Annotated in this window: 22 protein-coding genes and 1 pseudogene; 20 read left to right on the top strand and 3 right to left on the bottom strand. The window is 70.8% G+C overall.

Annotated elements, in window-relative coordinates; all coding sequences use genetic code 11:
• The first annotated feature begins 1 nt into the window (after position 1).
• From asnB to ACFY0T_RS41435, 16 genes are read left to right on the top strand one after another with little or no spacing between them, the layout of a single operon-like run.
• The gene (gene asnB, locus ACFY0T_RS41510) at positions 2 to 1,936 is read left to right on the top strand and encodes an asparagine synthase (glutamine-hydrolyzing) (RefSeq protein WP_388883325.1); all 1,935 of its coding nucleotides are present in this window, start codon (positions 2 to 4) and stop codon (positions 1,934 to 1,936) included.
• Between the two features lie 37 nt (positions 1,937 to 1,973).
• Positions 1,974 to 4,163, top strand: coding sequence for a bi-domain-containing oxidoreductase (locus tag ACFY0T_RS41505; RefSeq protein ID WP_388883323.1), 2,190 nt, complete (start codon positions 1,974 to 1,976; stop codon positions 4,161 to 4,163).
• On the top strand, positions 4,160 to 6,127 hold the full coding sequence (locus ACFY0T_RS41500; protein WP_388883321.1) for an alginate lyase family protein: 1,968 nt from the start codon (positions 4,160 to 4,162) through the stop codon (positions 6,125 to 6,127). The genes ACFY0T_RS41505 and ACFY0T_RS41500 overlap by 4 nt, the downstream gene beginning before the upstream one ends.
• A gap of 8 nt (positions 6,128 to 6,135) precedes the next feature.
• On the top strand, positions 6,136 to 7,668 hold the full coding sequence (locus ACFY0T_RS41495; RefSeq protein WP_388883319.1) for a right-handed parallel beta-helix repeat-containing protein: 1,533 nt from the start codon (positions 6,136 to 6,138) through the stop codon (positions 7,666 to 7,668).
• Position 7,669: 1 nt separating this feature from the next.
• Positions 7,670 to 8,974 carry an O-antigen ligase domain-containing protein gene (locus ACFY0T_RS41490; RefSeq protein WP_388883317.1) on the top strand — a complete coding sequence of 435 codons (1,305 nt, stop codon included), beginning with the start codon at positions 7,670 to 7,672 and terminating at the stop codon, positions 8,972 to 8,974.
• Between the two features lie 2 nt (positions 8,975 to 8,976).
• Positions 8,977 to 10,221, top strand: coding sequence for a glycosyltransferase (locus ACFY0T_RS41485; RefSeq protein ID WP_388883315.1), 1,245 nt, complete (start codon positions 8,977 to 8,979; stop codon positions 10,219 to 10,221).
• Positions 10,218 to 11,453, top strand: a complete 1,236-nt coding sequence (locus tag ACFY0T_RS41480) for a class I SAM-dependent methyltransferase (RefSeq protein WP_388883313.1) — start codon at positions 10,218 to 10,220, stop codon at positions 11,451 to 11,453. The genes ACFY0T_RS41485 and ACFY0T_RS41480 overlap by 4 nt, the downstream gene beginning before the upstream one ends.
• A complete protein-coding gene (locus ACFY0T_RS41475; protein ID WP_388883311.1) occupies positions 11,450 to 12,259 on the top strand; it encodes a sugar phosphate nucleotidyltransferase in 810 nt (269 codons plus the stop codon). The genes ACFY0T_RS41480 and ACFY0T_RS41475 overlap by 4 nt, the downstream gene beginning before the upstream one ends.
• On the top strand, positions 12,256 to 12,903 hold the full coding sequence (locus ACFY0T_RS41470) for a PIG-L deacetylase family protein (protein ID WP_388883309.1): 648 nt from the start codon (positions 12,256 to 12,258) through the stop codon (positions 12,901 to 12,903). The genes ACFY0T_RS41475 and ACFY0T_RS41470 overlap by 4 nt, the downstream gene beginning before the upstream one ends.
• Positions 12,904 to 12,906: 3 nt before the next feature.
• The gene (locus tag ACFY0T_RS41465; RefSeq protein ID WP_388883307.1) at positions 12,907 to 13,932 is read left to right on the top strand and encodes an NAD-dependent epimerase/dehydratase family protein; all 1,026 of its coding nucleotides are present in this window, start codon (positions 12,907 to 12,909) and stop codon (positions 13,930 to 13,932) included.
• Complete coding sequence (locus ACFY0T_RS41460; RefSeq protein WP_388883305.1) at positions 13,929 to 15,203, top strand: DUF4910 domain-containing protein; 1,275 nt, start codon at positions 13,929 to 13,931, stop codon at positions 15,201 to 15,203. The genes ACFY0T_RS41465 and ACFY0T_RS41460 overlap by 4 nt, the downstream gene beginning before the upstream one ends.
• Positions 15,200 to 16,498, top strand: coding sequence for a hypothetical protein (locus tag ACFY0T_RS41455; protein ID WP_388883303.1), 1,299 nt, complete (start codon positions 15,200 to 15,202; stop codon positions 16,496 to 16,498). The genes ACFY0T_RS41460 and ACFY0T_RS41455 overlap by 4 nt, the downstream gene beginning before the upstream one ends.
• Positions 16,495 to 17,442 (top strand): glycosyltransferase family 2 protein, encoded by a 948-nt coding sequence (locus ACFY0T_RS41450; RefSeq protein WP_388883301.1) that lies wholly within the window; start codon positions 16,495 to 16,497, stop codon positions 17,440 to 17,442. The genes ACFY0T_RS41455 and ACFY0T_RS41450 overlap by 4 nt, the downstream gene beginning before the upstream one ends.
• On the top strand, positions 17,439 to 18,671 hold the full coding sequence (locus ACFY0T_RS41445) for a polysaccharide pyruvyl transferase family protein (protein ID WP_388883299.1): 1,233 nt from the start codon (positions 17,439 to 17,441) through the stop codon (positions 18,669 to 18,671). The genes ACFY0T_RS41450 and ACFY0T_RS41445 overlap by 4 nt, the downstream gene beginning before the upstream one ends.
• Complete coding sequence (rfbC, locus tag ACFY0T_RS41440) at positions 18,668 to 19,219, top strand: dTDP-4-dehydrorhamnose 3,5-epimerase (RefSeq protein ID WP_388883297.1); 552 nt, start codon at positions 18,668 to 18,670, stop codon at positions 19,217 to 19,219. Before ACFY0T_RS41445 ends, rfbC begins: the two co-directional genes overlap by 4 nt.
• 7 nt (positions 19,220 to 19,226) lie before the next feature.
• Entirely contained in the window at positions 19,227 to 20,552 is a 1,326-nt protein-coding gene (locus tag ACFY0T_RS41435; protein WP_388883295.1) for a glutamate-1-semialdehyde 2,1-aminomutase, read from the top strand.
• A gap of 7 nt (positions 20,553 to 20,559) precedes the next feature.
• On the opposite strand, the gene ACFY0T_RS41430 is transcribed toward ACFY0T_RS41435, so the two are convergent.
• Positions 20,560 to 21,246: a phosphatase PAP2 family protein gene (locus tag ACFY0T_RS41430; RefSeq protein ID WP_388883293.1), complete on the bottom strand. Its 687-nt coding sequence runs from the start codon at positions 21,244 to 21,246 to the stop codon at positions 20,560 to 20,562.
• A 65-nt stretch (positions 21,247 to 21,311) separates the two neighbouring features.
• On the opposite strand from ACFY0T_RS41430, the gene ACFY0T_RS41425 reads away from it, so the two are divergent.
• Positions 21,312 to 22,130, top strand: a complete 819-nt coding sequence (locus ACFY0T_RS41425; RefSeq protein WP_388883291.1) for a hypothetical protein — start codon at positions 21,312 to 21,314, stop codon at positions 22,128 to 22,130.
• Between the two features lie 429 nt (positions 22,131 to 22,559).
• On the opposite strand, the gene cynR is transcribed toward ACFY0T_RS41425, so the two are convergent.
• Complete coding sequence (cynR, locus tag ACFY0T_RS41420; RefSeq protein ID WP_388883289.1) at positions 22,560 to 23,468, bottom strand: transcriptional regulator CynR; 909 nt, start codon at positions 23,466 to 23,468, stop codon at positions 22,560 to 22,562.
• A 123-nt stretch (positions 23,469 to 23,591) separates the two neighbouring features.
• Between cynR and ACFY0T_RS41415 the strand changes: the two genes are divergently transcribed.
• The 3 genes and pseudogenes from ACFY0T_RS41415 to ACFY0T_RS41405 form a co-directional block, all read left to right on the top strand.
• Positions 23,592 to 24,200: a carbonic anhydrase gene (locus ACFY0T_RS41415; RefSeq protein WP_388883287.1), complete on the top strand. Its 609-nt coding sequence runs from the start codon at positions 23,592 to 23,594 to the stop codon at positions 24,198 to 24,200.
• Positions 24,201 to 24,310: 110 nt separating this feature from the next.
• A complete protein-coding gene (cynS, locus tag ACFY0T_RS41410) occupies positions 24,311 to 24,781 on the top strand; it encodes a cyanase (RefSeq protein WP_388883285.1) in 471 nt (156 codons plus the stop codon).
• A 315-nt stretch (positions 24,782 to 25,096) separates the two neighbouring features.
• Positions 25,097 to 25,377 (top strand): annotated as a pseudogene (locus tag ACFY0T_RS41405) (IS5/IS1182 family transposase); the annotation flags it as partial.
• An 80-nt stretch (positions 25,378 to 25,457) separates the two neighbouring features.
• On the opposite strand, the gene ACFY0T_RS41400 reads toward ACFY0T_RS41405, so the two are convergent.
• Positions 25,458 to 26,060: a TetR/AcrR family transcriptional regulator gene (locus ACFY0T_RS41400; RefSeq protein ID WP_388883283.1), complete on the bottom strand. Its 603-nt coding sequence runs from the start codon at positions 26,058 to 26,060 to the stop codon at positions 25,458 to 25,460.
• Between the last annotated feature and the right edge of the window lie 108 nt (positions 26,061 to 26,168).

Below are 26,168 nucleotides of genomic sequence, written 5' to 3'. Positions count from 1 at the left end.
CATGTGTGGCATCGCAGGCACGTACCGCTGGCCGGACGGGAAGGTCGTGACCGACCGGCTCACCGATACCCTCGCCCACCGCGGTCCGGACGGGGCGGGCCGGTACAGCTACCCCGCCGGTGACGGCGAAGTGCACCTCGGGCACCGCCGGCTGGCCATCATCGACCTGTCCGAGACCGGCGCCCAGCCGATGGTCTCGGGCGGCCTCGCCCTTACGTACAACGGCGAGCTGTACAACGCGCCCGAGCTGCGTGCCGAACTGGCGGCCGCCGGGGTGCGCTTTCGCGGTACCTCCGACACCGAGGTGGTGCTTGAGGCCTGGCGGCGCTGGGGCACGGACTGCCTGCCCCGGCTGCGCGGCATGTTCGCGTTCGGGATCTTCGACGAGCGAACCGGTGACCTGGTGCTCGCCCGCGACCAGCTCGGTATCAAGCCGCTGTTCCTGCTCCGGCGCGGCGAGGGTCTGGTGTTCGCCTCCGAGCTCAAGGCGCTCGCCGCCGCCACCGGTGGGTCGCTGGAGGTGGACCATGCGGCGCTGGTGGCCTCACTGCTGTACTACTGGGTGCCGGACTCGCGCTGCGCGTTCCGCGAAGCGGAGAAGCTGCCGCCGGGGAGCTGGCTCCGGTGCCGGCCCGACGGCCGGGTGGAGCGCGGCCGGTACTGGAACCTGAAGGCCGTCGCCGCCGAGGGCCGGGAGCGGGCCCGGGGCGGCGAGCAGCCGGACCTGGCCGCCATCGTCGAGGAGTCGACCCGGCGCCACCTGCTCTCCGACGTACCCGTGGCGACCTTCCTCTCCGGCGGGCTCGACTCCAGCTACCTGACCGCGCTGGCGGCCCGCCACCAACCCGGGATCTCCGCTTACACGATCGGATTCCGCGCCGAGGACGCCAAGTTCGAGGCGATGCCGGACGACCTGCGCTATGCCCGGCAGGTGGCCGAGCGGTTCGGCGTCGACCTGCACGAGATCGAGATCGCCCCGAACGTGCTCGACCTGCTGCCGCAGATGACGTACCACCTGGACGAGCCGATCGGCGACCCCGCCGCGATCAACACGTACCTGATCTGCTCGGCCGCCCGGGAGGCCGGGGTCAAGGTGATGCTCTCGGGGATGGGTGCCGACGAGCTGTTCGCCGGCTACCGCAAGCACCTGGCCAACCTGCTCGCGCTGCGCTACCAGCGCGTCCCGCGACCCCTGCGGCGCGGCCTGTCCAGGGCCGTGGACCGGCTGCCGGTCGCCACGGCCCGCCGGGGGTACCGGTCGGTGCGCTTCGCGAAGCGGTTCCTCTCCTTCGCCGACCTGCCGGAGGAGACCGCGTTCCGGCGCAGCTACACCATGTACGACCAGGACGAGCTCCTCGCCCTGGTCGATCCGGACTTGGCCGGGACGGTCGGGGACGTGCTGACCGAGCACGCGGACATCTACCAGGACAACGACCTCGACGACTTCGTCAACCGCATGTGCCTGACCGACGCCCGGATGTTCCTGCCTGGCCTGAACCTCGCTTACACGGACCGGTCGAGCATGGCCGCCTCGACCGAGGTGCGGGTGCCGTACGTGGACGTCGAAGTGGTCAAGGCGGCGTTCGCCGTGCCCGGCGATCGCAAGATCGTCGGACGGCAGGGCAAGGCCGTCCTCAAGGAGGCGGCCACCTCGGTCCTGCCCCGGGAGATCGTGTACCGGCCCAAGGGCCTGTTCAGCGCCCCGCTGCGCGCCTGGATGAGCCGGGACCTGGCACCGCTGGTGCGCGAGGTGGTCAACGACGGCGTGCTCGTCAATTCCGGGCTCCTGCGCCGCGACGCGCTGGCGCGCATGGTCGCCGAGGACGCCGCCGGGCAGCGGGACTTCTCCAAGCATCTGTGGCACGTACTGACCCTCGAGTACTGGTATCGCGACGCGACCTCCGGGTCCGGACAGAGCACTCGCTCGGCGGCGTAGAAGACGGCGAAGACGGCGTAGAAACAAGGGGACTTGGGTGAAGCAGGTTGTGCAGAACTACAAGAGCGGCGAGCTGGCGGTGCTCGACGTTCCGGTGCCGGGGTGCAAGCCGGGCGGTGTGCTGGTCCGCAGCGCCTACTCGCTGATATCCACCGGCACCGAGCTCATGAAGGTGTCCGAGGCCGGCATGTCGATGCTGGGCAAGGCCCGCTCCCGGCCGGACCAGGTGGCCAAGGTCATGCAGAGCGTGGCCACCAACGGGGTGCCCGCCACCTACCGCAAGGTGATGGGCAAGCTGGACTCCTACACGCCGCTCGGCTACTCGCTGTGCGGGGTGGTCGAGCAGGTCGGCACCGGGATCGACGACGTGAAGGTCGGCGACCTCGTGGCCTGCGCCGGCAACGAGCACGCGCTGCACGCCGAGCTGAACTGGGTGCCGAAGAACCTCTACACCCCGGTGCCGGACGGCCTCGCGCCGCGGCACGCGGCCTTCGGCACCGTCGGGTCGATCGCGTTGCAGGGCGTCCGCCGCGGCGAGCCACAGCTCGGCGACGTGGCGCTGGTCATCGGCCTCGGGCTGATCGGGCAGCTGGTGGTGCAGCTCCTTGCCGCCTCGGGGGTCCGCGTCGTCGGGGTCGACCCCGACCCGGTGCGCTGCGAGCTCGCCGAGCGCCTGGGCGCCGCGGCCTGCGGCGATCCCGCGTCCGCGGCCGTGGAGGCCGCCGTCGCCGAACTCACCGGCGGTCACGGCGTGGACCAGGTGTACCTGGCCGCCGGCGGCGGCAGCAACCAGCCCGTCGAGCTGGCCGCCCGGCTCTGCCGGGACCGCGGCCGGGTCGTCGACATAGGCAAGTGCCGCCTGGACCTGCCGTGGAACGCGTACTACGAGAAAGAGCTCGACGTCCGGTTCTCCCGCAGTTACGGCCCCGGGCGCTACGACCCGGAGTACGAGCTGGAGGGGCGGGACTACCCGATCGGCTACGTGCGCTGGACCGAGCGCCGCAATCTGGCGTGCTTCCTCGATCTCCTCGCCCGCGGCAGCGTCGACGTGGAGCCCCTGGTCTCCCACATCGCCGACTTCGACGACGCCGTCGAGACGTACCAGCGCCTGAAGGACGGCGAGTTGAAGGCCGTGGCCGTGCTGTTCCGGTACCCCGAACAGAAGGAGGAGGCGGCGGAAGCGGAGGCCCCGGCGGTGACCGTGCCCGCGGTGCGACGCGGCGGCAAAGCGTCCACCCCGGCCCGGTCCGCCAAGACGCCGGTGCGCCTTGCGTTCGTCGGCGCCGGAAACTACGCGACGTCGATGCTGCTGCCGCACCTGGCACAGCGCGAGGGCGTCGAACTGTCGACCGTCGTCACCACGACGGCGCTGTCCGCGGCCAACGCGCAGCGGAAGTTCGGCTTCGCCGAGGCGACCACCGATCTCGACGCCGTGCTCGGCGACAAGTCCATCGACGCGGTGTTCGTGGTCACCCGGCACAGCTCGCACGCCGAACTGACCCGAAGAGCACTGCTGGCCGGCAAGACCGTGTTCGTGGAGAAGCCCCTGGCCCTCACCGAGGACGACCTGGCCGGCGTACTCGCGGCGGTGGAGGAGTCCGGCAACGACCGGCTGCAGGTGGGCTTCAACCGCCGGTTCGCGCCGCTGCTGCAGGAGGCCAGGCAGCGGTTCGGCGCCCGGACCGGTCCGGCGAGCCTGCGCTACCTGGTCAACGCGGGCCGGCTGGCGCACGGCAGCTGGTACCTCCAACAGGGCACCGAGGGCTCGCGGTTCGCCGGCGAGGGCGGACACTTCATCGACACGGCGAGCTGGCTGCTCGAGGCCGACCCGGTCTCGGTGTACGCGGTCGCCACGTCCGGCAACGAGGACCTGCAGGTCGTGCTGCGCTACCCGGACGGGTCCACCGCCACCATCAGCTACGTCACCACCGGCGCGCCCGGCTTCCCCAAGGAGACGCTGGACCTGGTCGCGGACGGCAAGGTGCTGCGGCTCGACGACTTCGTCCGTGCCTCGGTCTACGGCCGCAAGAAGTGGGTCAGTTCGCGGCTGCCCAAGGCCCGGGACAAGGGCCAGAACGCCGAGCTGGCCGCGTTCATCAAGGCCGTGCGGACCGGCGGGCCGATGCCGGTGCCGCTGGAGTCGCTGGTCGCCACCACCTCGGCCACCCTCGCCGTGCAGGCCGGCCTGGTCGGCGGCGCGCCGGTGACGCTGGCGACGGCGCGATGACCATGAGCGCGGGCTGGTACCTGCGGCGGCTGTCCCGGATGGGACCGCAGGAGGTCGCGGGCCGGGTGGGCGACGCGGTGCGCAGGCGGCGGTGGCGGTCGGCGCGGCCGAACTGCCCGAGCATGACCGGCGTCCGGTTCACCGCGGTACTGCCCGCCGGGACGATCGCCGCAATACCTCCGGACGCCGCGAAACGTCTCATCGCCGAGGCGGACCGGCTGATGTACGGGCACGTCGAGTATTTCGGGGTGGTCCGCGACGACCTGGACGACCCGGACTGGTGGTGCGACCCGAAGACCGGGCGCCGGGCTCCGTGGGGCTATGCCTTCGACGTGCCGTACCGGAACGAGGATGCGGTCGGGGACATCAAGCAGATCTGGGAGCTGTCCCGGCATCAGTACCTCACCGTGCTCGCCGCTGCCTACGCGGTCACCGGGGAGGAGCGGTACGCCGAGCGAGTGGCCGAGCACCTGCGGTCGTGGTGGGCGGCCAACCCACCGCTGCGCGGCGTGCACTGGATCAGCGGCATCGAGCTGGGCATCCGGCTGCTGTCCTGGGTGTGGATCCGCCGGCTGCTCGACGGCTGGCCGGGCGCGGCCGGGCTGTTCGAGGGCAACCCGGTGGCGCTGAACCAGATCTGGCACCACCAGCGCTGGCTGGCCGCCTTCCCCAGCCGGGGGTCTTCGGCGAACAACCACGTCATCGCCGAGGCCGCCGGGCAGTTCGCCGCAGCTTGCGCGTTCGGGTGGTTCCCCTCCTCGGCGCGTTGGCGAGCCGACGCGCTGCGGTCGCTGGAGCGGCATCTGCACAGCAACACCTTCGACTCCGGCCTCAACCGCGAGCTGGCCACCGAATATCACGGACTTGTGCTGGAGCTCGGCCTGGCGGCGGTGGCCGAGGCGGATGCCGCCGGCGTGCCGGTCCCCGCGTCGATCCGGCTGGTGCTGCTGCGGATGACCGACGCGCTCGCGGCCATCGTGGACAGCCGGTTACGGCCGCCGCGCCAGGGGGACGCGGACGACGGGCACGGTCTGGTCGTGGACGGCGCGGGCACCGACCGCTGGGCCTCGCTGCTGGCCACCGGGGACGCCGTGTTCGGTCGGCTCGCCTGGTGGCCGGCGGTGACCGGCACCGATGTGCGCACCCCGCTGCTGGCCGCGCTCATCCGGCCGTACTCGAAGAATGGAACCGCACCGGCCGTGACCCGCCCGGCAAGCCGGCCGGCCCATTTCGCCGACGCGGGCATGACCATCCTGCACGGTCCGGCAGAGATCTGGTGCCGCTGCGACGGTGGTCCGCACGGCTTCCTGTCCATCGCCGCGCATGCCCACGCGGACGCGCTGTCCGTGGAGGTCCGGCACGACGGGGTCGACGTGCTCGCCGACCCGGGGACGTTCTGCTACCACGGGCAACCCGAGTGGCGGCAGTACTTCCGGTCGACCCTCGGCCACAACACCCTGCAACTGGACGGCAGTGACCAGTCCGTCTCCGGCGGCCCGTTCCTGTGGACCCGGCAGGCCCGCAGCCGCGTCCTGGCCGCGGATACATCCGACGCCTCCGATGGGGGGACGGCCCGCTGGTGTGCCGAGCATGACGGTTACCAGCGCTCCGTGCACCGCCGCCGGGTGGAGCTGACGGCCGCGAGCCAGGAGCTGCGGGTGGTCGACGAGGTGCGCGGCCCGCGCCGGGCCGTGCACCTGGCGTTCCACCTCGGTCCGGCGATCGCCGCGGACCTGGTGGGCAACCGGGCAGTGCTCACCTGGTCCCGGGACGGCGAGGACCGCTCCGCGGTGCTCGACCTACCCGGACAGCTGTCCTGGCGGGCGCATCGCGGCGAGACCGACCCACCGTTGGGCTGGTACTCCGCCGGCTTCGGGCGCAAGGAACCAGCCACCACGCTGGTCGGCACTGGCTTCGCCGACGGCGCGGAGGGGTTCACCACCGTACTCAGGTTCCGCGGCTAGGGGGGCGCGTGGGGATCAAGAGGCGGCTTTGGGCGTTGGCGGCGGCACCGCTGGCGCTGGCCCTGCTGGCGGCGACCGGCTGTGAGAGCACGCCGAGCGCCGGGGCGGAGTCGAAGGCCGCGCCATCCACGTCCGCAGCCCGATCCGTGGCCCGGGTGTGCGCCAAGCCCGCGGCCGGGCCGGCGAAGGCGCCGGCGGGCGCGGTGACCGTCGACCCCGCGGTGGTCGGTGACCTGGCAGCGAAGACCAAGAGCAGCCCCCCGAACACCACGTTCTGGCTTCGACCGGGCAAGCACAGGCTCGACCCGGACCGCTACGCCCAGGTCATCCCCAAGGAGGGGAACCGCTACCTCGGTGCGCCGGGCGCGGTGCTCGACGGCCGGAAGAAGAACCAGTACGCGTTCGGCGGCAGCGCCCGCAACGTCACCATCCGCTACCTGACCGTGCAACGTTTCGTGGCGCCGCCCGACGAGGGCGTGGTCAACCATGACTCGGCCGACGGGTGGGTGATCGAGCACGCGACGATCCAGGACAACTCCGGCGCCGGGCTGATGGCCGGTGCCCGCCAGCGGGTCCGCGCCAGCTGCCTGCGCGACAACGGTCAGTACGGCATGAACGCGTACAAGGCCAACGGCCGTATCAGCGGCCTGGTGGTCGAGGGCAACGAGATCGTGGGCAACAACACCGGCGACTGGGAGCGGCGGCGGGAGGGCTGCGGCTGCACCGGAGGCATCAAGTTCTGGGCCGTCAACGGCGCCGACGTGCGCGGCAACTGGGTGCACGACAACCGCGGAACCGGGTTGTGGGCGGACACCAACAACAACGACTTCCGCATCGAGGACAACGTGCTCGAGGCCAACGACGGTGCCGCGCTGATCTACGAGACCAGCTACAACGCGGTCATCCGGAACAACACGATCCGGCGGAACAACTGGGTCGAGGGCCGCAGGGAATCCGACCGCGGCGACGACTTCCCGTACGCGACCATCTACCTGTCCGAGTCCGGCGGCGAACCACGGATCCGAGCCCGCACCAACAAGATCGAGATCTACCGGAACGTGCTGGAGAACAACTGGTCCGGGATCACTCTGTGGGAGAACGCCGACCGGTTCTGCAACAGCCCGGCCAACACCTCGTCCGGTGACTGCACTTTGCTGGTGGGGGACACCCACCGCTGCGCGAAGCCGGCGATCGCCACCGCGCCGCTCTACGCGGACTGCCGGTGGAAGACCCAGCGGGTGGACATCCACGACAACCGCTTCGTGCTGGACAAGTCCGTCGTCAAGTGCACGGAGAAGTGCGACCGAATGGCGCTCCTTGCCAACTACGGAACCTATCCGGACTGGTCTCCGTACAAGGGCGAGCGGGTGGCTGACGCGATCACTACCAAGCAGCACAACCGCTGGCACGACAACGTCTACCTCGGACCATGGAAATTCGTCGCCCAAGACATGAGCCGGGTGCTCGACTTCGGGGAGTGGCAGGGCACGCCGTACCAGCAAGACACGGGCAGCACCCTCGACCCACGGGCCGGTGGTTGAGATGGGCGGGAACCTGACGCGCGGTGGGTTGCCGGGCGGACCGGACACGGCGGGAACGCAGCCCGGCGCCGAACCGCGCCCGGCTGGCACACCGAGGATCGTCGGGATCGTCTGGGGGCTGCTGATCCTCAACACGCTCGGCTCCGCCGGGGCGAAGACCATCGTCCCGCTGCCCCGCTCCCTCATCCAGATGGTCACCATGGGCGCGCTGGTCGCCGCGTTCACGCTGGCGCTCACGGTCAATCTCCGGCTGCGCATCCGAGCCAGCGCCTTCGTGCTCCTGCTCACCCTGCTGCTGGTGCCGAGCATGATCTCCAGCGTGAACCTGGAGTCCGGGTTCGGCGCGCTGTTCCGCTGCGCCCGGCTGGCTCTCTTCATCGGCACGCTGTGGCTGCTCAGCCGCTGGTGGGACGGCAGCCCGACGTTCGTCCGGCACCACATCCGGATGTACTTCGCGGTGCTCGGATCGGTGGCCGCCGGCCTGGTCGTCTCACCGGGCGCGGCCCTGCCCGAGCTCTACGGCGGGCGCCTTGTCGGCGCGTTGTGGCCGCTCACCCCGCCGCAGATCGGACAGTACGCCGCGGTGATCATCGGGCTCACCGTGCTGCTCGTTCTGGGGCGCCGGACCGACAGGGCCAGCGCGGCGGTGGTCATCGTGCCGTCACTCGTCCTGCTCGCGCTGACCCATACCCGGACGGCCACGCTCGGCCTGCTCATCGGGCTGACGTTGGCGATCGGCTCACTCATCCTGACCAGCGCCGCCGCCCGCCGGTTCTTCACCTGGACGGTGCTGTGCGCCACGGTGGCCGCGGTGGGGTTCAGCTCCGCGCTCCAGGCGTGGTTCCTGCGCGGGCAGAGCCAGGAGAACTTCTCCAACCTCACCGGTCGGGCCAAGGTCTGGGACGCCCTGCTGGCAGCGCCCCGGACGACCTCGGAGCAGCTGTTCGGCATGGGCCTGGGCGACAAGTCGTTCGGCGGGCTGCCGATCGACAACAGCTGGCTGGCCGTTTACCAGGAGCAAGGTCTGACCGGCGTCGCCCTGGTGGCGGCGATCATCATCGTCCTTGCCGGCGTCGCGTTGCTGCGGCCACCGTCGCTGCAGAGGGCCTGCGCGATCTTCCTGATCAGCTACTGCGCGATCGCGTCGTACACCGAGGCCGGTCTTGGCGACGCCTCGCCGTATCTGCTGCATCTGGCCCTGGCCGCCTCGCTGCTGGCGGCACCTGCCGCGGCCGCTCCCCTCACGACGCCCGCAGTCCCTCGACGACGCATCCCACGATGGGCCCGGAGAACGGAGGTGACCTGAGCATGCACGTCCTCGTGGTGCACAACCGCTACAACTCGGCGCAGCCGAGCGGGGAGAACAAGGTCGTCGACCAGGAGGTGGCGCTGCTGCGCGCGGCCGGCCACCGGGTCGAGGTGTTCGAGCGGCGCAGCGACACCATCGCCGACCGGTCGTTGCTCGGCAAGGTCGCGGTGCCGCTGCTCGTGCCGTGGAACCCGGCGGTTCGCACGGAACTAGCCGCCCGCCTTCGCACCGAACGGCCGGACGTGGTCCACGTCCACAACGTCTTCCCGCTCCTGTCGCCCGCGGTCCTCGCCGCCTGCGCCGACGCCGGCGTGCCCGCCGTCGCCACGCTGCACAACTACACCCAGGTCTGCCCGCCCGGCACACTGCAACGGGACGGCCGGCCGTGCACCGAGTGCGTCGGGTCTGCCGTCCCGCTGCCTGCCGTCCGGCACGGCTGTTACCGGAGTTCCCGGCTTGCGACGGTGCCGCTCGCGGTGAGCCTGTCGGTCAACCGGCGGCGGTGGTGGTCCGGCGTGGAGCGGTTCTTCTGCATCTCCGCGGCGCAGCGCGACGTCCTGGTGCGGTCCGGCATGCCGGCCGAGCGGCTGGCGGTGAAGCACAACTTCGTGCCGGAGCCGGGCACTTGCCGAGCGAGTGACGGCGAGCATGTGCTCTATCTCGGCCGGCTCGCGGAGGCCAAGGGCGTACGGCTGCTCATGGCCGCGTGGGACGAGATCGCAGCGAGCGGCGGCGTGGGCGCCCCGCTCGTGATCGCCGGCGCGGGGCCACTGGAGCCAGAGGTGACCGCCTGGGCGGCTGGCCGGGACGACGTGCGCTACGTCGGCCTGTTGGACCCGGCGGAGTGCCAAAAGGCCATCGCGCGTTCGGTCGCCGTGGTGGCGCCCTCGACGTGGCTGGAGGCGTTCGGCCTGGTGGTCGTGGAGGCGATGGCGGCCGGGGTCCCGACCGTCGCCGCCGGTCACGGCGCCTTCGTCGAACTCGTCGAGGACGGGGTGACCGGACTGCTGCACCGGCCGGGCGAGTCCGCCTCGCTCGCGTCCTGCATACGCCGGATCGCGGCCGAGCCGGCCCGCAACCGGGAGATGGGCCAGGCGGCCCGGCGCCGTTACGAGCAGGGTTTCAGCCCGGCCGTCGGCCTTGAGCGCCTGGTGGAGGAGTACCGCACCGCGATCGCGGGTCGGTCAGCACTGGCTCGCGGCGGGGACACCCGCGCGAGCAGGGGGGATGGGGACAGTAGATGACACGATGCCGACTGTGCGGCTCGGAAGCGATGGCGAGCGTCGTCGACCTTGGGGCGACGCCACCATGTGAGAGCTTTCTCGCCGCGGACCAACTGGATCAACCGGAGCCCGCGTACCCGCTGCACCTGCGGGTCTGCACCGACTGCTGGCTGGCGCAGATCCCTCCGCTGATCACGCCGGAGGAGACGTTCAAGGAGTACGCGTACTTCTCCTCCTACTCGACCTCCTGGGTGGAGCACGCGCGCACGTTCGTCGACGGCGCCGTACAGCGGCTGGGTCTCGGCGCCGACGCCTTCGTGGTCGAGGTCGCGAGCAACGACGGGTACCTGCTGAAGCACGTGGTGGACCGGGGGATCCGCTGCCTCGGCATCGAGCCGTCGGTGAACGTCGGCGCCGCGGCGCGCGACGCGGGTGTGCCCACGCTCACGGAGTTCCTGTCCCCGGACACAGGCTCGGCCGTCCGCGCCGAGCACGGCCCGGCGAACCTGGTCGTGGCCAACAACGTGTACGCGCACATCCCCGACGTGGTCGGGTTCACCCAGGGGCTGCGCGCCCTGGTCGCCGACGACGGCTGGGTCTCCATCGAGGTGCAGCACCTGCTGACCCTGATCGAGGAGAACCAGTACGACACGATCTACCACGAGCACTTCCAGTACTACACGGTCGCGTCCGCGATCCGCGCCCTCGCGAGCGGCGGACTCGCGCTCGTGGACGTCGAGCTGCTGCCCACGCACGGCGGCTCCATCCGGCTGTGGGCCCGGCCGACCGAGGTGGCCGGTGAGCCGACCCAGCGGGTGGCCGACGTGCTGGACCGGGAGAAGGCCGCCGGGCTGCAGGAACTGTCCGGGTACACCGAGTTCTCCACACGGGTGGCCAAGGTGCGCCGGGACCTCCTGCGGTTCCTCATCGAGGCGGCCGAGCGCGGCGAGACGGTCGTCGGCTACGGCGCCCCGGGCAAGGGCAACACCCTGCTCAACCACTGCGGCATCCGGCCCGACCTGCTCGCGTACACGGTCGACCGCAACCCGTACAAGCACGGCAGGTTCACCCCGGGCACCCGCATCCCGATCCTGCCGCCCGAGCAGATCGCCGCCGACAAACCGGACTACGTCCTCGTCCTCCCGTGGAACCTGCGGGCCGAACTGGTCGAGCAGCTGTCCTTCGTGCACGACTGGGGCGGCCGACTGGTCTTTCCCATCCCGGAACTGAGCATTGTCGAGGCCAAGTCATGAAGGTCGTTCTGTTCTGCGGCGGTTACGGGATGCGGATGCGCAACGGAACCTCCGACGACGTGCCCAAGCCGATGGCGATGGTCGGCCCGCGACCGCTGATCTGGCATGTCATGCGCTACTACGCGCACTTCGGGCACACGGAGTTCATCCTGTGCCTCGGGTACGGGGCTCACCACATCAAGGACTTCTTCCTCAACTACGAGGAGACGACGTCCAACGACTTCGTGCTGCGGGGCGGGCGGACCGAGCTGCTGTCCACCGACATCGCCGACTGGACGATCACGTTCGCGCAGACCGGCATCGAGTCACCGATCGGGGAGCGGCTGCGCAGGGTGCGGCACCACCTGGACGGCGACGAGATGTTTCTCGCCAACTACGCCGACGTGCTCACCGACGCCCCGCTGCCGGAGATGATCGACCGGTTCGCCCGGCGCGACGCCGGGGCGTCGATGATGGTGGTGCCGCCGCAGTCCTCGTTCCACTGCGTGGAGCTGGGCGAGGACGGCCTGGTGGGGGGCATCACCGCGGTGAGCGAACTGCCGCTGTGGGAGAACGGCGGCTACTTCGTGCTCCGCCAGGAGGTCTTCGACCACATACCGGAGAACGGGGACCTGGTCGCCGACGGATGCGCCCAACTGGCCAAGCGCGGGCGGCTGGTGGCGCATCAGCACCGTGGCTTCTGGAAGCCGACCGACACCGTGAAGGAGCGGGCCGCGCTCGACGACGCGTACGCCCGGGGCGACCGCCCGTGGGCCGTGTGGGAACGGGACGGCGCGGGGGCGAACGCCGGGGTGAGGACCGCGTGATCCGGCTCGGGGCCGGGCGCCTGGACCGGATCGTCGCGGTTGGGGCGCACTGCGACGACATCGCCATCGGCGCCGGCGGCACGCTGCTGACGATGTGCCTCGCGCATCCGGGCACCCGCGTCGACGCGCTGGTGCTCTCCGGCGGTGGCAGCGAGCGGGAGCAGGAGGAGCGGGCCGCGCTCGCCGCCTTCTGCCCGGGCGCCGACCTGCGGCTGACCGTGCTCAAGCTGCCGGACGGGCGGATGCCCGTGCACTGGGACGAGGCCAAGGCCGCGGTCGAGGAGCTGCGCGGGCGGACCGAGCCGGATCTCGTCCTCGCCCCGCGTACCGATGACGCGCACCAGGATCACCGCGGCCTGGCGAAGCTGATACCCACCGCGTTCCGCGACCACATGGTCCTCGGCTACGAGATCGTCAAGTGGGACGGCGATCTCGGCCGTCCGTCGGCGTACCAGCCGCTGTCGCCGGAGATCGCCGAACAAAAGGTGCAACTGCTGCAGGAGCACTACCCCTCGCAGCGGCACCGGCCCTGGTACGACCGCGAAGCCTTCCTCGGCCTCGCACGGATCCGCGGCATCGAATGCCACGCCCGCTACGCCGAGGCGTTCGCGGTCACCAAACTCACGCTCAACCTGGGGGACTGAACTATGCGCGTACTACTGACGGGACACCAGGGCTACCTGGGCACCGTGATGGCCCCGGTCCTCGCGGCCGCCGGCCACGAGGTCGTCGGCCTCGACGCCGGCCTGTTCGCCGACTGCGTGCTGGGCGAGCAGCCCGCCGACCCGCCGGGGCACCGGGTGGACCTGCGCGACGTCACGGCCGAGCATGTGGCCGGGGTGGACGCCGTGATCCACCTGGCCGCGCTCTCCAACGACCCGCTGGGATCGCTGGCGCCGGAACTCACCTACGACATCAACCACCACGCGTCCGTCCGCCTTGCGCGGCTGGCCCGCGACGCCGGAGTGCGGCGCTTCCTGTACGCGTCGACCTGCTCGGTCTACGGCGCCGCCGGCGGCGACGACCTGGTGGCCGAGGACGCGCCACTGCGCCCGGTGACGCCGTACGCGGAGTCCAAGGTGCGGGTGGAGGACGACCTGCACGCGCTGGCCGACGACGACTTCACCCCGGTGTTCATGCGCAACGCCACCGCCTTCGGCTACTCGCCCCGGCTGCGCGCCGACATCGTGCTGAACAACCTGGTGGGCCACGCCCTCCTGTCCGGCGAGGTGTTGGTGCTCTCCGACGGCACCCCCTGGCGCCCGCTGGTGCACGCCGCCGACATCGCACGGGCCTTCGCGGCCGCGCTGACCGCGCCGCGCGAGGCGGTGCACGACCAGGCGTTCAACATCGGCAGCGAGACCAACAACGTCACGGTCGCCGAGATCGCCGAACAGGTCGCCGAGGCGGTGTCCGGCGCGAAGGTGGTGATCACCGGGGAAACCGGTGCCGACCCGCGGTCCTACCGAGTGGACTTCTCCCGGTTCCGCGCCGCGATACCCGGATTCGACTGCGAGTGGACGGTGAAGCAGGGCGCGCTCGAACTCGCCGACGCCTACCGCAAGTTCGACCTGACCCGGGAGGACTTCGAGCGACGCTTCACCCGCCTCGCCGTGCTGCGCGCGGCGACCGAAGCCGGCGCCGTCGACGACACCCTGCGGTGGCGCCGATGACCGCAGTCGGTGAAGAGATGCACGCACTGGTGGAGCGGCTGTACCCGCTGTGCCGGAGCATCACCGGCGACGGTGTGCGCGCCACCCTGGAGATCGTCGGCGAGTACGTCCCGCTGCAGGTGCACGAGGTGCCGACCGGGACGCAAGTGCTCGACTGGACGGTGCCGCAGGAGTGGAACATCCGGGACGCGTACATCGCCGACACCGCCGGCCACCGGGTCGTCGACTTCGCCGCGTCCAGCCTGCACGTGCTCGGCTACAGCGTGCCGGTGTCGGCGACCATGCCGCTGTCCGAGCTGCGCGGACACCTGCACACCCTGCCGGACCACCCGTCCTGGGTGCCGTACCGCACGAGTTACTACAAGCCGGAATGGGGGTTCTGCCTGGCCCAGGAGACCTTGGACGCGCTGCCGGACGGCGAGTACGAGGTATGCATCGACTCCACACTCGCGGACGGCCACCTCACCTACGCCGAGCACGTGGTCCCCGGGCAGGTCCCCGAGGAGGTGATCGTCTCCTGCCACGTCTGCCACCCGTCGCTGGCCAACGACAACCTGGCAGGCATCGCGGTGGCGACGTTCCTGGCCCGGACGCTGGCACAGGAAACGCCGTACTACACCTACCGGTTCATCTACGCGCCCGGCACCATCGGGGCGATCACGTGGCTGGCCCGCAACGCGGAGCGGGTGGAAGGGGTCAAGCACGGCCTCGTGCTCGCCTGCGCCGGAGACTCGGGCCAACTGACGTACAAGCAGAGCAGACGCGGCGACGCGGAGATCGACCGGGTGATGCGGCATGTGCTGGCCGCATCCGAACGCCCGCACCGCGTCAACGAGTTCACCCCGTACGGCTACGACGAGCGGCAGTACTGCTCGCCCGGGTTCAATCTCGGCGTGGGCTCACTCAGCCGGACCCCGTACGCCGGCTACCCCGAGTACCACACCTCGGCGGACAACCCGGACTTCGTCTCCCCGGAGGCGATGGCGGACACCCTTGCAGTCTGCCGCGAGGCATTCGCCGTCCTCGACCGCAACCGGCGGTACCTCAACCTCAGCCCCTACGGCGAACCACAGCTGGGCCGGCGCGGGTTGTACGACGCGCTCGGCGGCCGCAGCGACACCAAGCAGGCCCAGATGGCCATGCTCTGGGTGCTCAACCTCTCCGACGGCGAGCACAGTCTGCTGGACGTCGCCGAGCGGTCCGGGCTGCCGTTCGACACCGTTGCCGTCGCGGCCGACGCCCTGCACGGCGCCGGGCTGATCAAGGCATGACGCCGATGACCACCGAGGGGGAGAAGACGACGAGACGGGCCGGATCCGCCAAGCGGGCCCTCGTCGGCCGGCTGTCCTGGGGGCTGGCCGACCAGGCGGCCTCCAGCATCTCCAACTTCGCGGTGGGGATCTACGTGGCCCGCTCGCTGGGCGTGACCGCGTTCGGCGTGTTCAGCCTGGCCTGGGTGACCTACGGTGTGGTGCTCAACGTCTCCCGCGGCCTTGCCACCGATCCGCTCGTGGTGCGTTTCAGCGGCGTTCCGGACGCGTCCTGGCGCGGGGCGGTGGCCCGGTCGACGGGTACCGCGCTCGGCGTCGGTGGAGCCCTCGGTGCGGCGTGTCTGGTGGCCGGGCTCGGCCTCGGCGGCCGCGTGGGGCCCGCGTTCGCCTGCCTCGGTGTCATGTTGCCGGGGCTGCTGCTCCAGGACGCCTGGCGGTTTGCGTTCTTCGCCGCCGGCACCGGGAGGAAGGCGTTCGTCAACGACGTAGTGTGGGGCATCGCGCTCGTCCCGGCCATGGTGGTGGCGGCCCGCGTGGGCAGCGTGGCCGCGTTCGTGCTCGCCTGGGGCGCGTCCGCCACGGTGGCGGCTGCGTACGGCTACTTCCAGTCCGACATCGGGCCCCGGGTGACCGAGGCGCGCGGGTGGCTTCGCGAGCAGCGCGATCTCGGCTACCGGTACCTGGTCGAGAACGTCAGCCTCAGCGGCGCGAGCCAGGTGCGGGCCTACGGGCTCGGCGCGATCGTCGGGCTCGGCGCGGTGGGTGCGGTGCGGGGTGCCGAGCTCCTGATGGGTCCCTTCCTCGCCGTGCTCATGGGTCTTTCGCTGGTCACGGTCCCGGAAGCGGCACGCGTGCTGCGGCAGGCCCCGCACCGCCTCGGCAGGTTCTGTCTCCTCCTCGGTGGCGGGCAGGCCGGTGCCGCGCTGCTGTGGGGCGCGGCGCTGCTGCTGATGCCGGACCGGCTCGGCGAACTCGTCCTCGGCGACGTCTGGCACTCCTCTGCACAGCTCATCGTGCCGATCACCCTCGGCGTGGCGGGCGCGGGCCTCGGCACCGGCGCGGCGGCCGGGCTGCGCGCGCTCGGCGCGGCCCGACGCAGCCTGCGCTGCCAGCTGTTCGCCTCCGCCTGCTACGTCGGTGGCGGGCTCGGCGGGGCGGCCATGGCCGGCACGGTCGGCTCGGCCTGGGGCGTCGCCGCCGCGACCGTCAGCGGCTCGGCCGTGTGGTGGCTGCAGCTGCGGTCCGCCCTGCGCGAGCGCCACCGCAATCCCATCCCCGAAGTGAGGACCTCATGACCGCCCAACCCAGGCTGAGCATCGGCCTGCCCGTGTACAACGGCGAGGAGTACCTGGCCGAGTCGCTCGACGCCCTGCTCGGCCAGACCTACGAGGACTTCGAGCTGGTCATCTCCGACAACGCCTCGACCGACGGGACCCAGGAGATCTGCCGCAAGTACGCCGCGCGGGACTCGCGCATCCGTTACCTCCGGCTGCCCCGCAACATCGGCGCCACGCCGAACCACAACCATGTGTTCGCCGAGTCCCGCGGCGAGCTGTTCAAGTGGGCCTCGCACGACGACCTTTACGCCCGCGACCTGCTGCAGCGCTGCATTCAGGCGCTGGACGAGCGGCCGGACGTGATCCTCGCGCACGCCGACCAGGCGGTCATCGACGGCGACGGCCAGGTGAAGGTCCCGTACGAGTACACGCTCGCCACCGATTCCCCGCACGCGCCGGAGCGCTTCCGCAGTCTGCTGTTCGAGCCCGGCGGTGACGACTTCTACGGGGTGATCCGGGCCGACGCGCTGCGCCGGGTGCAACCGATGGACAGCTACCACCACGCGGACCGCACCTTCGTCGCCGAGATCACCCTGCACGGGCGCTTCCACCAGGTGCCGGAACTCCTGTACTTCCGCCGCGACCACCCCACCCGCGCCGAGCGGGCGAACCCTTCCAAGCGCTCCCGGTGTATCAACCTGGACCCGCGCCGGGCAGGCCCGCTGCACCCGACGCCCCGGCTGCTCGCCGAGTACATCTGGGGCTTCGCCTCGGCGATCCGGCGGGCGCCGTTGTCCCCGGCCGACCGGCGCGCGTGCTACCGCCACCTGGCCGCGTGGATGACCAGCCGGGTCCGGCCGGGCGCCGGTGAGCGGGTCGAGGACCGCGCCCCGGTCGACCCGGCCCTGCTCACGGTCTCCGTCGACGCCCTCGTCGCCGGCCGTGAGGGGAGGCAGGCATGACGTCCGCGGACGAAACTCCGGTGCGCGTCGGGGTGTTCGGCCTGCTCGGCTCCGGCAACCTCGGCAACGACGGGTCGCTCGAGGCCGTCCTCGGGTACCTCCGCGCCGAGCACCCGGAGGCGGTCGTGGACGCGCTGTGCGGCGGGCCCGAGGCCGTGACGACCCGGTTCGGGATCCCCGCCACGCGGCTGCACTGGAACCGCGCGGAGTACCGGACCGCGTCGCGTGCGGGCGCGATCGCGGCGAAGGGTCTGGGCAAACTCGTCGACGTCTTCCGCACCGCCGCCTGGGTGCGCCGGCACGACGTGGTGATCGTGCCGGGCATGGGCGTCCTGGAGGCCACACTGCCGCTGCGGCCGTGGGGCTTTCCCTACTCGCTGTTCCTGCTCTGCGCGAGCGGCCGGCTGCTGCGCACCCGGGTCGCGCTCGTCAGCGTCGGCGCCGCCGAGATCGGCAACCGGCCCACCCGGGCCCTGGTGCGCTGGTCGGCGCGGCTGGCCGCGTACCGGTCGTACCGGGATGCCCAGTCCCGCGACGCGATGCGGGCGATGGGCGTGGACACCGCGCACGACGAGGTCTACCCGGACCTAGCGTTCGCCCTGCCGACGCCGCGGGCGAGCGCGCCCTCGGGCTCGCCGGGCCCGGTCTGCGTCGGTGTCATGGACTTCCACGGCGGCAACGACGACCGCGCCCGGGCCGAGGAGATATACCGGCGCTACCTCGACGGGACGATCCGGTTCGTCCGCACGCTGGTCGAGGAGGGCAGGCCGGTCCGGCTGCTCACCGGCGACGAATGCGACGCGTCGGTGGTCGCCGCGATCCTCGACGCGGTGGACTCACCGCTGGTCACCGCTGCCGAACCGGCCTCACTGGCCGACCTGATGAAGGAGATGGCGGCTGCCGACACCGTGGTGGCGGTCCGCTACCACAACCTGATCTGCGCGCTGAAGACCGGTACGCCGGTGCTCGCTCTCTGCTACGCGGCGAAGAGCGACGCGCTCATGACGGAGATGGGCCTCGGCGCGTACTGCCACCCGGCGCGCGAGGTCGACGCCGACCGGCTGCTCGAGCAGTTCCGTGCGCTGGAGAAGCGATCGGCCGAGCTGCGGCAGACCCTCACCGAGCGGAACCAGGCCGCCGCCCGCCGACTTGACCACCAGTTCAACTCCTTGACCACGGCCCTGTTCCCTGCGGCCGACCACGCCCCCACCTCGCGGAAGGCTCCATGAAAGCGACCGAAGTCCCGGAGATCGCCGGCGCGTACCTCTTCGAGCCGACGCCGTACGCCGACGAACGCGGCTTCTTCTGCCGCACCTTCGACGCCGACGTGGTCCGCTCGGTGGGCCTCGACCCGGACGCCTTCGTCCAGGACAGCATGTCCCGCTCGGTCCGGGGCGTGCTGCGCGGCCTGCACCTGCGCTCCGGCGCCGGCGAGGCCAAGCTGGTGCGGTGCTCGTACGGGAGGATCTTCGATGTCGTCGTGGACCTGCGGACGGACTCGCCGACCTACCTGGGCCGGGCCTTCTTCGAGCTGTCCGGCGAGACACAGACGACCCTGTACATCCCGGCGGGGTGCGCGCACGGCTTCCAGGCGCTGACCGAGACCGCCGACACCTCGTACCGGATCGACCGCCCGCACGATCCGGCCGAGGACGTGACGATCGCCTTCGACGACCCGGAGCTCGCCATTCCCTGGCCGCTGCCGGCCACATCGATGTCCCAGCGGGACCGGGAGGCGCCGAGCCTCGCCGAGGTCCTGAAGCAGAAAGAGAGCTGAAGTCAGCGTGGACACCGAAGAGTTCCTCCTGCCCCGGTCGCGGACGGCGAACGAGCGGCTGCACGCCATGATCCCCGGGGGTGCGCACACCTACGCCAAGGGCGACGACCAGTACCCCGAGAACCTGGCCCCGGTCATCAGCCACGGCCGCGGTGCCCATGTGTGGGACATCGACGGCAACCGCTACATCGAGTACGGGTCCGGACTGCGGTCGGTCAGCCTCGGCCACGCCCACCCACGCGTGAACGAGGCGGTGCGGCGTGAAATCGATCGCGGCAGCAACTTCGTCCGGCCGTCCATCGTGGAGGTCGAGGCCGCGGAACGCTTCCTGGCTACGGTGCCGACCGCCGAGATGGTGAAGTTCGCGAAGAACGGCTCCGACGTCACCACCGCCGCGGTGCGGCTCGCCCGCGCCGTCACCGGGCGCCCGCGGGTGGCCATCTGCGGCGACCATCCGTTCTTCTCCGTCGACGACTGGTTCATCGGCACCACGCCGATGTCCGCCGGCATTCCGGCGGCGACCACCGAGCTCACCGTGGCGTTCCCTTACGGGGACCTGGCCGCCACGGAGGAGCTGCTCACCCGGTACCAGGACGAGGTCGCCTGCCTGATCCTCGAACCTGCCTCTCACACCGAGCCGCCGCCCGGGTACCTCGCCGGCCTGCGCGAGCTGGCCGACCGGCACGGCTGCGTACTGATCTTCGATGAGATGATCACCGGCTTGCGCTGGTCCGAGGCGGGCGCCCAGGGCCTGTACGGCGTCGTCCCCGACCTCTCCACGTTCGGCAAGGCGCTCGGCAACGGGTTCGCCGTCTCCGCACTGGCCGGGCGCCGCGAGCTGATGGAGCGGGGCGGGCTGCGTCACTCCGGCGAGCGGGTGTTCCTGCTGTCCACCACCCACGGTGCGGAAACGCACTCCCTGGCAGCCGCGATGGCCGTGCAGACCACCTACGTCGAGGAGGGCATCACGGCGCGGCTGCACGTCCTCGGCGAGAGGCTGGCCGCCGGTGTTCGCGACGTCGCGGCGAGCATGGGCGTCGGCGACCACATCGTCGTCCGGGGCCGGGCCAGCAACCTGGTCTTCGCCACCCTCGACGAGAACCGGCAGCCGTCGCAGGAGTACCGCACCCTGTTCCTGCGCAGGCTCCTCGCGGGTGGGGTGCTGGCCCCGTCGTTCGTGGTGAGCAGCGCGCTCAGCGACGCTGACATCGACCGCACCGTCGACGTGGTGGCCCAGGCATGTGCGGTGTACCGCAAGGCACTGGACGCCGCTGACCCCACCCCCTGGCTGGCCGGGCGGCCGGTGAAGCCCGTATTCCGCCGCTTGGCGTGACGTGATGTCAGCGACGCTCCAGCCGACCGGCGTCGGCCATCCGATCTGCCAGCCGGTCGGCTGTCCGGTCGACCAGCCACGCGGTCGCCGGAATCACCGCCAGCGCGGTGCACCAGCCGCCGAGGACGTCGGTCGGGTAGTGCGCGCCCAGGGCGACCTGCGCCCATCCCATCGCGGCGCCGGCAACCAGCGCCGCGGCGAGCACGAGTAACGTGCCGGCCGTCCTGCCGAGGCCGAGCCGGCCGGTCGCGAGCAGCGCCACCATGAGGGCGAGCGCGGTGAGGAAGGCGGTGTGCCCGCTCGGATAGGACAGGTTGCCGGCGCCGTGGATGGTGCGTCCCACCACGTGCTTGAGCAGCGTCGCCGTCCCCACGGTCACAACGACGCCGGCAACGACGAGCACCGCCGCGCGAGGACGCCGAAGCAGCAGGCAGCCGCCCACGGCGGCCACGACCAACATCGCCGATCCGGCGGGCTCCCCCAAGAAGTCCAAGAACAGAGCGACGCCCCGCCACGGAGGCCGCACACTGTCCGCCGTCGGCGGGACGATCCACCTGTCCACCCTGCCGGGCTCGCTGTGGCCGGCGTACAGGACCCCGAGCACGACGACCACCAGCGCGGCGAGGGCCGCGATCAGCCCGAACCGCACGCGCAGCGATGGGGGCAGCACCGCGGGCGCCGGCCGGCCGGTCACACGCCCACCGCGTCCGGTCGACCTGCGGTGGTGACCTTCTTGTCCGCCGTGCGCAGCGTCGGGCGTTGCGGGATTACGTCGCCGCCCTGCCGGCGCCGCGGGACCGCAACAAGACGCTGACCACATTGGCGGAGCCGGTGACCGCGCCCCACGACGGCGGGGTGTTGTTTCCGGACGACTCCGGTGCCCGGAAGTCCGGGCACGCCACGGCCTATGTGTCCCGTCAGTACCTCGGCTCCCGCGGGCAGGTCGGAAACGGCATCGCTGCGGCCATCACCGCCCGGGCCCGCGCCAAGGGCATCGCGTTTCGGGCGCTGGTCGCCGACTGCTTCTACGGCCCCAGCGGAAGCCCGCACTTCATCACCGAACTCGACCGCGTCGCAACCAAGGACGAACTGGGCTGGGCCGACTTCCAGGTCCGCTCCGGCCAGGCGATCCAACGCGAGCCCCCCGTCGTGTCCGACCCACCCTCCAGCGACCATAACCGCCCCGCGAAGAGCCGCTCCTGGCCTGTACGACTCCGCGGGAGCCGTCAGCCTGTGCAGCCCCGAACTCGCCAGCCTGGCCATCGCCCTGGCCAAGGGCATCGGGATCAGCCTCTACTTGTCACCCTAACCAACAATCCGGTCGCACGAGCAGTGCCAAAACAACTCCGCAAGGAAACAGCGGAGTTAAAGCGGGCCAACAAGATCTTGAAGGCCGCTTCGGTGTTTCTTGTCCATGAGATCGACCGCTCCCGGACGAGGCCGAGCGAGCAGCCCATACCCGTTCCCCGGGGAAGCCGAGAGACTCCAACTGGTCCGTGGCTGGTCCGGGAGCATCGTTCATTTGGGGTGAATTGCGTCGGACGGTCTTTGGTGTCACGGATGGTGATTGCGCTCTGAGGTTGCCTGGAGGGCCAAAGTTTCCCCCCGCGGGGATGACCGTTGGGGTCTGCCATGGTCCGCCTCGTTGTCGGAACTACCCCCGCGCAGGCGGGGACGACATCTACCGGCACACAATGGCCGCCGGCCACATGGAGCTACCCACGCCGGGACGGGGGCGACGAGGCCGCGGCCGGCTTCGCAGCCCAGGAGTAGTCCCGCCGTACGAGCAGTGCCCGGGACAGCATGCGCCCCTGGGGCACCCGTGTGCGGCGGGCAGCAACTTCGACCACCACCTGGACCTTGAAACAGCCCTGCCCCCAAACCATCTGAACCACCACAGAACAGCCGTCCGGCCCCTTGATGAAAGAGATAGGGCCCCGCACCCGTCGGCCTCACCCGCGGGCCGTCCCCGGCGTGTAGGCGTTCTTGTGCAAGCGCCCCCGCGGGTCACGTGGAGGTGGAGTTCCCGCTGGAGGCAACCCATTGTCGGGTGAGGCGGGCGAAGGCTTTGGCGGCAGCGCTCTGGTAGGAGCCCGATCGGCGGAGCAAGGTGACGGTGCGCTCGGGCAGGGGCGGGTCAAGGGGGAGGGGGTGCAGATGTGGGTGATCGTGGGCGATGGCCTCGGGCAGGACAGAGGCCAGGGGGGTGCGCCGGACTATTTCGGTGACGGCATTGATCGAGTTGGCTTCTACCGCGATGTGCGGTGTGGTGTGGTGCTGGCCGAAGTAGGAGTCGATGTGGCCGCGGGTGGCGAAGTCGCTGCTGAGCAGGGCCAGAGGGCGTCCCTCGAGTTCTTGCACGGGTAGCGGTCCGGTGCGGTCGGCGTAGGGGTGGTGGGTGCCGACGACGAGGCTGAGGGCTTCGGTGAACAGGTCGCCTGCGGTGATGCCGGGCAGGTGGGAACCGCGAAAGGCGATGCCGAGGTCGAGGTCGTCGGCAAGGAGGGCGGATTCGATGCGATCCTGCGTCATCTCCCTGATATTCAGGTTGATTTGGGGATGGCGGGCGTGGAGGTGTCCGGCGAGGGGGCCGATGAGGTAGGCGGTGAAAGTGGGGGTCACCGCCAAGCGCAGGCTGCCGCGGGAGAGGTCGGCCACGTCGTGGACGGCGCGTTCGGCGGCGGCGAGCTCCTGCAGGGCGCGACGGGCGTGGTGGACGTAGGTCTCACCGGCGTCAGTGAGCCGTACGGTACGTCCGGTGCGGTCCAGCAACTGCGCGCCGATCGCGCGTTCCATCTGTTTGATCTGCTGAGACAGGGTCGGCTGGGAGATGTGCAGGGCTTCGGCGGCGCGGGTGAAGCTGCCGTGTTCGGCGACGGCGAGCAGATAGCGCAGATGACGGAGTTCGAAGCCCATGGCACCCACTATAGGCACGATCAATAGATCTTATATCTACTGCGCCTTGGACGCTATAAGCACAGCTCATGCATGGTGGATCTCGCCAGCCCACAAGACCGGCACTCGCCGAAGGGAGTGACCATGCAAGACCTCGTAGAGGGAGTCGCACATTTCCAGCGGGGCGTCTTTCCTGCCAAGGCGGCGCGCTTCCAGCACCTCGCCACCACGCACCGGCCCAGCACCTTGTTCATCAGCTGCTCCGACGCCCGCGTCATACCAGAGCTAATCACGCAGAGCGAGCCGGGTGAGCTGTTCGTCATCCGTACCGCCGGAAACCTGGTGCCCGCCTACGCGCCCAGCGCTGAAGGGGTCGCGGCAAGCATCGAGTACGCCGTCGCCGTCCTGGGCGTGTCCGACATCGTCGTCTGCGGGCATTCCGCCTGTGGTGCGATGACCGCCCTGGCCGACGACCACGACCTCGCCGCCCTGCCGGCCGTCGCCCGCTGGCTACGGCACGCGGACGCCTCCCGGGCCCGTGCGGCCTGTGCCGAGCCCGGGCCGGACAAGGTAAGTGATCTGGTACGGAACAACGTGATCGCCCAGCTGGCGAACCTGGCAACGCACCCCTGCGTCGCCCGGACGCTGGCAGCAAAGACCGTCACGCTGCGCGGCTGGGTCTACGACATCCCCACCGGCACGGTTGACCAACTCGACCCAGCCACAGGCCGCTCCGCCGCCCTCGCGGCCTGAGCCGCCCGGCCCCGCTTGTCCAGGCCGCCATCCGGCGGTCTGATCCCCCGACGTACGAGTCCGCTGTTCCCGCCATGGTGCGGGCCAGCACGTTGGAAAGGAACACCCTCATGGTGCACGCTCAGTTCGCCCCTGCCGCTCGCCAGGCCCTGGCCGCTGCGGTTGTTGAGACCAAGACGCGCAAGGACCTGTCCTGGCAGCGGATCGCCGACGTCTCCGGCCTGTCGGTCGCTTTCACCACCGCCGCCCTGCTGGGTCAGCACCCGTTGCCGGAGGCCGCCGCCAGGGCGGTCGCCGAGCTGCTGGACCTGGACGAGGAGGCGGCAGTACTGCTGCAGAGCATCCCGACCCGCGGCTCCATTCCCGGCGGCATTCCCACCGACCCGACGATCTACCGTTTCTACGAGATCGTCCAGATCTACGGCACCACGCTCAAGGCCCTGATCCACGAACAATTCGGCGACGGCATCATCAGCGCAATCAACTTCAAGCTCGACGTCAAGAAGGTCGCCGACCCCGAAGGCGGTGAGCGCGCGGTGATCACCCTGGACGGCAAGTACCTGCCCACCAAGCCGTTCTGATCGGCAATTCGCTGCGTCGCGGGCCACTGCCGATGAGGCGCCCCGCGGGCACGCCGATCAGCTTCGAGCGATCAGGGCTTTCGCTGCGGGTCCCTGCGACCCCTGCTGCTTCCCGCGCCTCCAGCACGACAGGGGGCTCGCGGCGAGGAGGGAGGGGTCCTGGGCCCGCTCCGGCCACGAGATCAGCCAGGGGGGCGATGGAAGAGCGCCTCACATAGGCAAACCACGGCGGTATCTCCGGGGGGCTCAGGGGTTTCCGACGCACCAGCGAGGGCGAGACCGGAAGGCTGGCATGAGCTGGGCGTCGGCCCCCACGCCCTGGCCGCCGTGGGCGTGCGCTGCTGGGCGAACGAGGGCTACCGCGGTGCCGGTGGTGCGGTGCGGGTGCCCTGCCGGGGCCGCTGGGAGGGGCTGTCCGCCGGTCGGCGTGCCGTCAATGTCTCCCGCGCCCGGATCCGGCCACGGGGCGAACAGGCCATGGCGCCACGCTCAAGGCCTGGCGGCTGCCGCGGAAGCTGCGGTGCAGCACCGCCCGGATCACCGACCTCATCCAAACTGTCCTCACCCTGCACCTCAACACCCCAAACCGAGGTTGAAAAAGGCCCAGTGTGTGCTCCCCGGGGCGGCGCCCCTTGGGGAACAGGAAGGCGGGCTGTGCGTGAAGGCGGCTGCGTGCTCAGACAGCGGCGACGATCCCTGCGTGAGCGCTCCGCAGCAGGATGCGCGCGGCGTCCTTGGCGTGACGGGCGGGCTCTGGAGATCCGGAGATGGCCGCTGTGGTCGTCGCGCCCTCGGCGAGGAGGACGAGGTGGTCGGCCAGCCACGTGGGCGCCTCCGCGGCGGCCACGAGATCGGCGAGATATCGCCGGAAGTCATTCTTGTGGGCTTTCGCGATATCGGCCACAGCCTGGGAGGTCGCTCCCAGTTCCCCGAAAGAGTTGATGAAGCCGCAGCCACGGAAGCCCGGCTCGTTGAACCAGAGGAACAGCCAGTCGAAGACCGCCAGAATCCGTTGCGTGGGAGAGTCGTGGGTATCCACATACTGAGCCAGATCGCGGAGCCAGATCGCGTCCCGCCGCCTCAGGTACGCCTCGACCAGGGAATTCTTGGAAGGGAAGACCTGGTACAGGCGCTTGAGGGGCACTGCAGAGGCGGTGCGAATCGCATCCATTCCCACCGACTGTATGCCCTGGCCGTAGAACAGTTCCTCGGCGGCGTCGAGGATCTGCTGCTCAGTCGTTTCGAGTTCCACCTCGATCACCTCGTTCTCGAAAACCATCGTTCTCTCACCGTATAGCGCACCAAGCCGCAAGGTACATTCCCGAGCGGGGCCGGCTTGTCACCGCACGCGCTTGTGCCCGGACGAGGGCCGGGCGCGCTGCCCGCT

The organism is Streptomyces sp. NPDC001530, from assembly GCF_042894545.1.
Lineage (GTDB): Bacteria > Actinomycetota > Actinomycetes > Streptomycetales > Streptomycetaceae > Streptomyces.
This window is presented reverse-complemented; position numbering and strand designations above follow the sequence as displayed.